Here is an 11,037-nt window from a genome sequence, read left to right as displayed (position 1 = left end):
TCCTGTGGGAGCGGGCTTGTCCCGCGAATGGGCTGCGCAGCAGCCCCGTACAATCTCGGATCAGAATTCGACCTTGACCGCCTGCGAAGCACGGGTCGCCTTGGCCCGCGCCGCTTCGACCGATTCATCACGTGCCAGGCAAACACCCATGCGACGGGTGCCATTGATTTCCGGCTTGCCGAACAGGCGAATCGCCGTGTCAGGCTCGCTCAGGGCTGCGCCCAGATTTGCGAAGCTGGTCTGCTGCGACTGGCCTTCCGGCAGAATCACCGCCGAAGCCGATGGCCCGAACTGGCGCACCACCGGAATCGGCAAACCGAGAATGGCGCGGGCGTGCAGGGCGAACTGCGACAGGTCCTGGGAAATCAGGGTCACCAGGCCGGTGTCATGCGGGCGCGGCGAAACTTCGCTGAACCACACCTGGTCGCCCTTGACGAACAGCTCCACGCCGAACAGACCACGGCCACCCAGTGCATCGGTAACCGCCTTGGCCACGCGTTGCGACTCGGCCAGGGCTTTCGCGCTCATGGCTTGCGGCTGCCAGGATTCCTGATAGTCGCCCTTCTCCTGACGGTGACCCACCGGTTCGAGGAAGGTGGTACCGCCGACATGGCGCACGGTCAGCAGGGTGATTTCATATTCGAAGTCGATGAAGCCCTCGATGATCACCCGGCCCTTGCCGGCACGGCCGCCTTCCTGGGCGTAGTCCCAGGACTTCTGCAGGTCGGCATCGCTGCGCAGCAGGCTCTGGCCCTTGCCTGAAGAGCTCATCACCGGCTTGACCACACAGGGGTAGCCGACGTCGGCCACGGCCTTGGTGTAGTCCTCGAAGGTGTCGGCGAAGTGGTACGGCGAGGTTGGCAGGTCCAGCTCTTCGGCCGCCAGGCGGCGAATGCCCTCACGGTTCATGGTCAGCTGGGTGGCGCGTGCGGTCGGCACCACGTTGAAGCCTTCGTTCTCCAGCTCGACCAGCGTGGCGGTGGCGATGGCCTCGATTTCCGGAACGATGTAGTGCGGTTTTTCCGCTTCGATGATTGCCCGCAGGGCAACGCCATCGAGCATGTTGACCACGTGGCTGCGGTGCGCCACCTGCATCGCCGGGGCATTGGCGTAGCGGTCGACGGCGATCACTTCGACGCCCAGGCGCTGCAGTTCGATCACCACTTCCTTGCCCAGCTCGCCACAGCCGCAGAGCAGCACACGGGTCGCGGTTGGCGACAATGGGGTTCCGATACGGGTCATTTCAGGTCCTCGAAGGCGTCCGGGGCCGCACCAGGCTTTGGCACGGCCCGCTGAAAAAGGACCAATATTCTACACCATCAGCCCGCGACAGCGGCCCGCCGCGCACGAAATGCCATGGCCAGCCAGACGGCCGTGACACCGGCGAATTTAGACGCCATGGCGGTGCCGATCACCGCCGGTGTGAGCGCACCGATCATGCCGAAGAAGATGAAGGTATCCACCGGAATGCTCAGCGCCGAGCTCAGCCACAGGCGGTCACGCAGCGGCCGGCGAGTGATGCTGAACACCAGCCAGTCGATCAGCTCGGAGACGAAGAACGCGGTGGCGCTGGCCAAGGCAATGGCCGGCTCCGAGGTGGCGTACGACAGCACCAGGGCCAGCAGCATGGCAATCAGCGCGCCATGGCCAAAGCGGGTCTGCACCATGTCGCGCAGAATGAACACCAGGCCGCCCCAGCAGGACCAGATGATGTCCAGGTGCGGGGCGCTGGAGAAGGCGTAGTTGATCAGCACTACGCTACTGATATAGGCAATGAGATAGAACATGGGCAGGTTGTCTGTGGGCAAGCCTGACAGATTACCGCTGGCTTCTTCGCGGGTAAACCCGCGAAGAAGCCAGCGCAAAATTACGCCCCGATAATCAATCCTGCAGCCACTGCCCGCTCATGGCACAGCTTGAGCACCGCCCGGCGCTCGGTATTGTCCATCCTTCCCCAGCGGCCGATCTCGGCCACGGTACGCTGGCAGCCGGTACAGATATCCTGCTCGTCCAGTGCGCAAATGCTCACGCACGGCGAAGCCACCGGCCGTTCTACGGCTACGTCACTCATCGTCAAGCACCAGCTCCCGCGCATAACGCTCGGCATTGTGTACATAGTGCGCAGCGCTGGCTTCGAGCATGCGCATCTGCTGCTCGGTCAGCTCGCGCACCACCTTGCCCGGCGAGCCCATCACCAGCGAGCCATCAGGAATTTCCTTGCCTTCCGGGATCAGCGCGTTGGCGCCGATGATGCAGTGCTTGCCGATACGCGCGCCGTTGAGGATGACGGCGTTGATGCCGATCAGGCTGTAATCGCCGACCGAGCAGCCATGCAGCATGGCGTTGTGGCCGATGGTCACGCCCTTGCCCAGGGTCAGCGGCGAGCCCATGTCGGTGTGCATCACCGTACCGTCCTGGACATTGCTGTCCTCGCCGATGTCGATCAGTTCGTTGTCCCCCCGCAGTACCGCACCGAACCACACGCTGGCACGGGCCTGCAGGCGCACCTTGCCGATCAGGGTGGCATTGGGTGCGGCCCAGCTGGTGGGGTGGCATTCGACCCGATGGTCGCCCAGGCGGTATTTCATGTTTGCTCCTCAGGGGTTCACGCAGACGGCGGGGTGTGCGCCGCTCAGATTTCGATGTAACGCTCGGGGGGTTGATGCAGGCTGATACCGGCGTCATACAACAGGTTGACCAGCTCGACGATCATGATCGCCGACAACCCCCAGATCTTGTACTCGCCGTAGCGGTAGCTGGGCACGTACCAACTGCGCCCCTGGTAATCGATACGGTGGGTGTGGTCACGCGGGTCCTGGCGGAAGAATTCCAGCGGCACGCTGAAGACTGCCGCGATTTCAGCGTCATTGGCGCGGTATTCGACGAAATCCGGGATCAAGCCGACGAACGGGGTCACTTTCAGGCCGTGCAGGGAAATCAGCGGGCTGAGTGGGCCGATCACTTCCACCAGGCCGGGCGGCAAGCCGATTTCTTCTTCGGCTTCGCGCAGCGCGGTAAACACCAGGTCCGGGTCTTCCGGGTCACGGCGGCCACCAGGAAAGGCGACTTCACCGCCGTGGGTCGACAACCCCTTGGCACGCAGGGTCAAGACCAGCTCGGGCGCTTCGCTGCGGGTGATGGGCAAAAGTACCGCCGCCTCGGGGAACCGTCGGTCGGTTTCCAGTGAAGCGGGTTGGTGGTTGCTCATACGGCGAAGTAGCTCGTCCAGCATTGCGCACTCTCGTTTCCAAGGCCTGCCTTGCATGATGCACCAAAGCCGCGAAGCACCCAAGCCCCGTGCGCTTGCGGCAGCCCCGCCTGGCGCGCCAAGATAACCCCGTCAAGAGGGAAGAAAAGCATGAAATTTTGCAGCGCGTGCGGCCAGCCAGTCATTCAGCAGATTCCCGAGGGCGACAGCCGCCTGCGGTTCGTCTGCGAGTCTTGCCAGACTGTTCACTACCAGAACCCCAACATCGTCGCCGGGGTGTTGCCCACCTGGGGCAGCCAGGTGCTGCTGTGCCGTCGCGCCATCGAGCCGCGCCGCGGCTTCTGGACGCTACCGGCGGGCTTCATGGAAAACGGCGAGACCCTCGACCAGGCCGCCCGTCGCGAAACCGACGAGGAAGCCTGCGCCCGGGTCGGCGACATGGCCCTGTACCAGCTGTTCGACCTGCCGCACATCAACCAGGTGCATGTGTTCTTCCGTGCCGAGTTGGCCGACCTGGATTTTGCCGTTGGCGTCGAAAGCCTGGAGGTGCGGTTGTTCGAGGAACACGAAATCCCGTGGGGCGAGCTGGCTTTCCGCACCGTCACTCGCACACTAGAATGCTATTATCGCGACCGCATCAGGCAGCACTACCCGATTGGCCATGAATACCTGCCGCCGATGAATGTTTCGCCCACCACTTAAGCTCTCAGGTACTGCTTCATGCGTTGGTTGTTCGCCCTTTTCTGCCTTTGCGTTACCACGGTGTCCCAGGCGGCCTTCACCGAAGTCATCATTCGCAAGCCGCAACCGCCAGTGCCGGCCCAGTCGCAATCCCAAGCGGCCATGCAGCCGCTGATCGACAAGGTGCTGGTGATCAAGTCCGAGCGCCGCCTGCAGCTGATCAGCCGCGGCGAACCGCTGAAGACCTACCGCATCTCCCTGGGTAAGCAGCCCAAGGGTGCCAAGGAACGCGAGGGCGACAAGAAGACCCCTGAAGGCCTGTACTGGCTGGACTGGCGCAAGGAAAGCGACCGCTTCAACCTGGCCATGCACATCACCTACCCGAACATCAGCGACGCCGCCCGCGCCAACCGCGAAGGCTGGAGCGCTGGCAGCATGATCATGATCCACGGCACGCCGATCGACGAGAACTACCCTGAGTGGTACTTCCACACGCTCGACTGGACTGACGGCTGCATCGCCATGCGCAACCGCGACATGCAGGAAGTCTGGGACCTGGTCCGCGACGGCACCCTGATCGAGATTCGCCCTTGATAGTCCTGCATTCAGATTGAGCTTGTAGGACGTTTCATACTTCAAATACACACCTGCCCTACATCCTGCTTAGGCCAGGGACTGCATCCAACCGACGGCTTGAGTTCTTAGCATCCACGCAAACGAGTACGTAACCCGTACGCCATTTGCGAGGGTGCCTGATGCAATGCCGACTCCTTCACGCCGCCAGCAGGCTGCTCGCCGGTTGCCTGGCTGGCATGCTGATCTCCCACACGGTCCTGGCTGACGACCCTGCCAGCCTGCAACTGCGCGACCAGCAGCAATCCCTGCGGCATTTCGAACAGCAACAGCGGCTCAAGCGCTGGCAACAGCCGCCTGTACCCGAGCGCCACGAGCAGGCAGCTGCCCAGTCGGTCGGCGATCAGTGCTGGGCCGTCTCCGGCGTGCGCATCATCGGCAACCGCCAACTTGCAGACCAGGCGCTCGAGCCCGCGCTACGCAAGTGGCTGCTGCCCTGCATGGGCATCAACGACATCAATAACCTGCTCAAGGGCATCACCCAGCTGTACGTCAGTGCGGGGTTCCCGACCAGCCATCCCTACCTGCGCCGCCAGCCTGGCGATGACGCACCACTGGACATCGTCATCGTCGAAGGCTTCGTCGAATCCATCGAACTTTCCGGCCCCGCATTGCCGCTGTCGCTGCAGAGCGCCTTCCCTGGCGTAGTGGGCCAACCGCTGTACCTGCCCGACCTCGAACAAGGTCTCGACCAACTCAATCGCCTGCGTGCCTACGACCTGAGCATGGACCTGCTGCCCGGCGAATTGCAGGGCGGTACCCAGGTTGTACTGCAACCGCACACGGTCGGCTCACGCTGGCACCTGGACAGCCGCCTGGATAACCGTGGCAGTGAGCTGACCGGCCGCCACCGCCTTAACCTGGGCCTCGGCCTGGACAGCCCGCTCGGGCTCAATGACGACCTGCGCGTGACATTGCTCTCCAGCGTCTTGCACGCCCCCGGCCAGGTGCAAGGCATCACGGTGTACTACAGCATCCCCTATGGCCCCTGGACCTTTGCCCTCAACGCCAGCCAACTGAGCTACGATGCGCCACTGCCGCACAGCCGGCAGAGCAGCGACGGCAGCAGCAGCTACCAAGGCCTGAGCATCGAGCGGGTGCTGTGGCGCAACCAGCAAGGCCTGCTCAGCGCCAGCACGCGGCTGGACCGCAAGCAACTGGTCAACCGCAGCGCCGGTGCCGTCGTCACCCAGCAGAGCCCAACCCTCACCAGCGTCGAGGCTGGCATCAACCTACTGTGGCTGGAAGGCGGTTTATGGAACGGGTACCTGGGCGTTGCCCAGGGCCTGGACTGGTTCGCTGCCGACGAGGGGCCATTGGGTGCCGAACGCCTGCGCCCGGACTTTCGCAAGTACCGCGCCAGCCTGCTGCACCTGCGCCAGGGCCCGACTGGCACAGCTTGGCGCTGGCAAAGCGAGCTGGCCTTGCAGTACAGCGAACACGCGTTGCCGGCCATCGAGCAGTTACTGGTCAGCGACGACTCGAGCGTAAGGGGCTTTCGCCTGAGCACCTACTCCGGCGCCAGCGGCGCGACCTGGCGCAATACCTTGAGCCAGCCGCTACCGGCGAACTGGGCCCACCCCCTGCAGATACGGCCCTACCTCGGCCTGGATGTGGGCTGGACCCGGCCCGCCACGGGCAAGCCTTCGCAACGCCTGGCTGGCACAGCCGCCGGCATCGAACTGAGCCTGACAAACGCCCGGCTGCGGCTCGACTACCAACGCGCCCTCTACACCAGCGACCTGCCCCGCTCCCGTCTGGAGCCTGGCTTCTGGGTACTGGAGTGCACCCTGAGCATCTGATTCACCCACAACAAAGAGAACGAGAACATGCAGACACTCTCGCCGTTACCGTCTAGCCGCCCGGATACCTTGCGCTGGGCCATCTTCCTCGCATTGCTCAGCCCCGCAAGCGCTTTCGCGCAGGGTGGGCTGGAGGCCGCCAGCGGCCCGGCAGGCACCCCGATCATCAACAATGACCATGGCGTACCGGTGATCGACATCGTAGCGCCCAATGCCAGTGGCCTGTCGCACAACCAGTTTCTCGACTACAACGTTGCCCGCCCCGGTGTGGTATTGAACAACGCCCTGCAGCCAGGTCAGTCGCAACTGGCCGGCGCATTGGCCGCCAACCCGCAGTTCCGGGGCCAGGCAGCGTCGACCATTCTCAATGAAGTGGTCAGCCGCAACGCCTCGCTGATCGAAGGCCCGCAGGAAATCTTCGGCCGCCCTGCCGACTACATCCTCGCCAACCCCAACGGTATCACCCTCAATGGCGGCAGTTTCATCAACACCACCCGCGCAGGGTTCGTGGTCGGCACGCCCGAATTGCAGGAAGAACAGCTGCGCCATTTCAACTCACTGAATGCCAGCGGCACATTGCAAGTGCTTCAGGGCGGACAGAGCAATGCCGAGGGCGCGCTTGATCTGATTGCCCCGAAGGTGGACCAGCAAGGCCTGCTCATGGCCAAGGGTGACCTCAACGTGACCGTTGGCCGCAATCGCATCGCTCATGCCGACGGCCAGGTGCTCGAGCACCTGCCGGGCACCCCGTCGAGCATCGACGCCAAGCTGTTCGGTGCCATGCGCGCCGGGCGCATTCGCGTGGTGAGCACTGCCGAAGGTGCAGGCGTGCGCATGGGCTCGAAGGTAAAGGCCGACAACGGCATTGTCATTCACTCGGCCGGCTCATTGGACATCAGCGGCGAAGCCGCCAACCCTGCCGAACTAAACACTGAACAAGGCACCTTGCTTCTGACCGCCGCCGATGACCTGACATTGAGCGCTGTCGATGGCAAGGCCGAGCGCATCGAGGCCAAGGCCGGCAAGAAACTCACCCTGGACGCCAAGACCCGCGAAACCATCAACCACGACCGCGACAGCTGGAATAAGAAGTTTCTGTTCATCACCCGCGAAACCTATAGCCGTGAAAGCACTACCACCGAGCGCCAGCAACGGGGTGTGCAACTGCAGGGCAGCGACAGCATTGCCTTGCAGTCCGGCGCCGACATGCGACTGGTCGCCGCCGAGGTCAAGGCAGGGGGTGACATGACCCTCGACAGCGGTGCCAACCTGGACATCGCGGCCGGTATCGACAGCAAGCAATTCAAGCAACAGGTGCGTCACCGCAAGGACCTCTGGCGCGGCGACAGCGATACCGACCAGTACACCGAAACCGCTCGGCCCAGCTCGCTGAGCGCCCAGCGCATGACCGTCAACGCCAAGGACACACTCAAGGTCGAGGGCAGCAACCTGCATAGCCGCGGCGACATGGACCTCAATGCCAAGCAGGTCGAGGTCGGCACCACCACCCTGCAGCACCGCAGCAACGACGGCAACTACCGGGGCGACCTGGTCTCCGGCACCTTCTTCGGCAATCGCAAGGGCAACGACACCGAGGGCCAGAGCGTTGCCGGCAGCAGCGTCACTGCGGATGGCAAGCTGAATGGCCATGCCGACCAGGTCAGCATCAAGGGCAGCACCGTGTACGGTAAAAAAGATGCCGTGCTCTACAGCGAAAAGGGCGCGCTGGCGATCGAAGCGGACCATGGCAGTAGCCGGTCCACCGAGCGCAACAGCGACAGCAAGCTGTTCGGCCTGTTCGGCAATGATCAGCAGAGCACCAAACGTGAACAGCAAGTGCTGGTCAGCGATGTCAGGTCGTCCAGCAACCTGCGCCTGGCCAGTGCCGAAGAGATGCGCATCCAGGGCGCCAAGGTCGAGGCTGGCGCGCACTTGCAGGTCGAAGCCAAGGGCGATCTGCTTATCGGCAGTGCGCAAGCGGTCAAGGAAATCGAAAGCCGTGATCGGCAATGGGGTTTGACTGCCAGTGCCCGGCAAACCCAGCAAGCCGAAGACGGCAAGCCGGAGTCTCGCCAGTATGCGGCGGGCGTGGCCTATGAAGTGACCACCGGCAGCGAAAATGTGCGCGAAACCGCCCAAGTCGCCAGCGAGCTGAAGGGGGCTACCGTTGGCCTGGGCAGCGGGGGGCACCTGCAAGTGAAGGGTTCCAAGGTCCAGGCCGCTGCGGGCGACCTCGATGTGAAGGCCAGGCAAGTGACGCTCGGCGCCACCGGCAATGAGCGCGAATCGACCACCAGCACTCGCCAGAGCGGCGGCGGTTTGACCGTCACCGGCGGCATCGATCGCCTGGGCAGCCTGTTCGAAGGCCATCACAACAGCACCGTGGTGACCGAGCGCGACAGCAAGGCCCAACGCAGCGAACTGCAGGCCAGTGGCAACGTGAGCGTCGATGCTGACGAGCTGGTGAGCGAAGCGGCACGCGTCACTGCCGGAGATACCCTCAAAGTGAGCGCCAAGCGCATCGACAACCGTGCTGTGCTCGATACCTATGAACGCGAAGAACTTCGTAGCGAGTGGTCCGGCAGCCTCGGCGCCAGCGTCGAGTACCGTGACCTGACCCGGCCGATCGAGCGGCTGGTGCTGGGCGAGGAGGCCGCGCGCTTCCAGCAGGCATCGCCCGAAGACGCCATGGTGGCACCCAGCGTTGGTGCCGACATGACCCTCGAGCACCTCAAGCGCCTGGAAAACCAGCGTCGAGGCTTTGCTCAGGTCAGCGAGCTGTCTGGCGCACACGTCCAGGTCAAGGCCGAGGTCATCGATGACCAGGGTACCGCTTGGCGTGCCAACCGCGGCCAACTGCAGATCGATGCGCAACGGCACAGCATGCGCGCCGCCGAAAATACCCGGGAGGACAGCGTGGAGCGCCTGGCCTTTGGCGGTGACTTGCGCGTCGACACCAGCTCCGGCAGTGACCTGAACGCCCGCGGCGCGGGCAAGGGGGGTTCGCTGGGCAAGCAGGCAACGGCCAGCACCGCAGTTCCGGGCAGCCTTTATGGCCAACAGGGTATTCAGGTCCAGCTGGGTAGCGATGGTCGATATGAGGGGACCCGCATCGAGGGGGGCGAAGGCGAGGTGGTCATCCACAGTGAAGGCAACCTGTCGCTGCCCCAGGCCAACGACCGCACCGAGGAGATGACTCGCCAGCTCGACGGCAATGCGTGGGCCAAGGTCGGCAACCGCCCCGGCAGCACCGGCTTCGATGCCCGAGGCTACCTTGACCACGCGCAGCTGCAAGCCGTGCAAGCCAAGGCGCAAGTGGCACAGATCGACGCCAAGGGGGCAGTCCGCCTGAGCAGCGCGGGTGATCTGCTGTTGGAGGGCACCCGTATCGGCAGTCGGGAAGCCAAGGTCGGCGATATTCGCCTGCACAGCGATGGCTTGCTGCAGGTCAAGGCAGGCAGCGACACCCAGCAGGCCCACGGCGGCAAACTTGGCGGTGGCCTGGAGCTGGCAGCCAAGATGGGCGAGGCCAAAGGCGGCGGCATCGGTGGCCATTTCACCCATGGCAAGCAGGACGAAAACGCCCGTCAGGCCGTCGATGCCCAGTTCGCCAGTGCCGGCAAGCTGACCCTCAGCAGCGCGGCTCGCGAGGACATCGCCCTGCACCTGGAGGGCCTGCAGGCATCCGCCGAACAGATCGCGCTCAACGCGTCCAGCGGCGGCATGCTGATCGAAGCCTCCTCCAATCAGGAGCAGCGCAACAATCTCGAGATCACCGCCGGTGCCGGTTTCAACATGACCGCAGGCAGCACCGACACCCGTGGCCTGCATGGCCGGGCCAAGGTCGGGCTGGACAAGCGCGACAACCAGACCTGGAACGCCAGCAACCTGCGCGCCGAATCCATCGACCTGCAAGGCCGGGGTGATACCCGCATCGAAGGCGCCAGCCTGGAAGCCGGGCGCATCACCGGCGCGATCGATGGCGACCTGCGCATCGCCAGCCGCAAGGACAGCGTCGACACCTTGACGGTGGAGGGCGATGCACGCTTGAGCCAGGAGAAAAACCCGCAGGGCTATGTCAACGCCGCCACCTCGCTGGCCGGGCCACTGGGTGGCAAGGTGAAGGAGAAAGCCGGGTCGGCCTTGAGCAAGGCCGACCCGGGCTTCTCGCCGACCTTGAGCCTTCAGGTGTCGCATGTGCAGCGTGACAGCGTGGGGCAGCAGGCAGTACTCAAGGGCAGCGACGGTATCGAGTTGAAAGTGGGCGGTGATGCCCAGCTGGTTGGCGCGCGGCTGCAGTCGGCCAAGGGCACGGTCGCGCTCGATGCCAGCTCGGTGAGCCGGGAAACCCTGAGTGGCAACGATTATCGTCGGGACGTGTCGGTCGATGCGTCCAATTCGCCGGTGGACCTGGGCACGGCGATTGCCGAGATGGCCAAGGGCAAAGGCGCGGCGGATGGCGAAAATGCGCTGGACCTGGGGCTGTTGCGGACCAGTGGGCATAGCCGCAGTGAGCAGTGGGTTTCCAGTGTGCAGGGGGGTAAGGCGGAGTAAGGGGTGAGGCACGGATGTGCCTGCCTTGGGATGTTCGGCGCCTGTGAGATCGAGCGCCGCCCGCGCGGCGCATCGCGGGCAAGCCCGCTCCCACATTTGTTTCGGGCCAGTTACTCCTGTACCGCCAACAGGATCCGCCTTGGTGCCTGCCTTGGGATG

The 11,037-nt window shown here is 64.1% G+C and carries 8 protein-coding genes and 1 pseudogene; 4 read left to right on the top strand and 5 right to left on the bottom strand.

The window, feature by feature from the left end; all coding sequences use genetic code 11:
• Nucleotides 1–60: 60 nt before the first annotated feature.
• The 5 genes from purT to APH33_RS22200 all read right to left on the bottom strand — a co-directional run bounded on the left by purT (nucleotide 61) and on the right by APH33_RS22200 (nucleotide 3,232).
• On the bottom strand, nucleotides 61–1,242 hold the full coding sequence (gene purT / locus APH33_RS22220; protein WP_054887204.1) for a formate-dependent phosphoribosylglycinamide formyltransferase: 1,182 nt from the start codon (nucleotides 1,240–1,242) through the stop codon (nucleotides 61–63).
• A gap of 77 nt (nucleotides 1,243–1,319) precedes the next feature.
• Nucleotides 1,320–1,787, bottom strand: coding sequence for a VUT family protein (locus tag APH33_RS22215; RefSeq protein ID WP_027920112.1), 468 nt, complete (start codon nucleotides 1,785–1,787; stop codon nucleotides 1,320–1,322).
• A gap of 80 nt (nucleotides 1,788–1,867) precedes the next feature.
• Nucleotides 1,868–2,071 carry a DUF1289 domain-containing protein gene (locus APH33_RS22210; RefSeq protein WP_054887203.1) on the bottom strand — a complete coding sequence of 68 codons (204 nt, stop codon included), beginning with the start codon at nucleotides 2,069–2,071 and terminating at the stop codon, nucleotides 1,868–1,870.
• The gene (locus APH33_RS22205) at nucleotides 2,064–2,588 is read right to left on the bottom strand and encodes a gamma carbonic anhydrase family protein (RefSeq protein WP_054887202.1); all 525 of its coding nucleotides are present in this window, start codon (nucleotides 2,586–2,588) and stop codon (nucleotides 2,064–2,066) included. Before APH33_RS22205 ends, APH33_RS22210 begins: the two co-directional genes overlap by 8 nt.
• 44 nt (nucleotides 2,589–2,632) lie before the next feature.
• The gene (locus APH33_RS22200) at nucleotides 2,633–3,232 is read right to left on the bottom strand and encodes a CoA pyrophosphatase (RefSeq protein ID WP_027920115.1); all 600 of its coding nucleotides are present in this window, start codon (nucleotides 3,230–3,232) and stop codon (nucleotides 2,633–2,635) included.
• A gap of 126 nt (nucleotides 3,233–3,358) precedes the next feature.
• On the opposite strand from APH33_RS22200, the gene APH33_RS22195 reads away from it, so the two are divergent.
• The 4 genes and pseudogenes from APH33_RS22195 to APH33_RS22180 all read left to right on the top strand — a co-directional run bounded on the left by APH33_RS22195 (nucleotide 3,359) and on the right by APH33_RS22180 (nucleotide 10,878).
• Nucleotides 3,359–3,910 carry an NUDIX hydrolase gene (locus APH33_RS22195; RefSeq protein WP_054887201.1) on the top strand — a complete coding sequence of 184 codons (552 nt, stop codon included), beginning with the start codon at nucleotides 3,359–3,361 and terminating at the stop codon, nucleotides 3,908–3,910.
• Nucleotides 3,911–4,063: 153 nt separating this feature from the next.
• A pseudogene (locus APH33_RS22190) lies at nucleotides 4,064–4,483 on the top strand (murein L,D-transpeptidase family protein); the annotation flags it as partial.
• Between the two features lie 161 nt (nucleotides 4,484–4,644).
• Nucleotides 4,645–6,324, top strand: coding sequence for a ShlB/FhaC/HecB family hemolysin secretion/activation protein (locus tag APH33_RS22185; RefSeq protein ID WP_054887199.1), 1,680 nt, complete (start codon nucleotides 4,645–4,647; stop codon nucleotides 6,322–6,324).
• 27 nt (nucleotides 6,325–6,351) lie between these two features.
• Entirely contained in the window at nucleotides 6,352–10,878 is a 4,527-nt protein-coding gene (locus tag APH33_RS22180; protein ID WP_054887198.1) for a hemagglutinin repeat-containing protein, read from the top strand.
• The last annotated feature ends 159 nt before the right edge of the window (nucleotides 10,879–11,037 follow it).

The organism is Pseudomonas sp. NBRC 111130, from assembly GCF_001320485.1.
Lineage (GTDB): Bacteria > Pseudomonadota > Gammaproteobacteria > Pseudomonadales > Pseudomonadaceae > Aquipseudomonas > Aquipseudomonas vlassakiae.
Note: the sequence above shows the minus strand (reverse complement) of the source record. Positions and strands in the feature narration are given on the sequence as shown.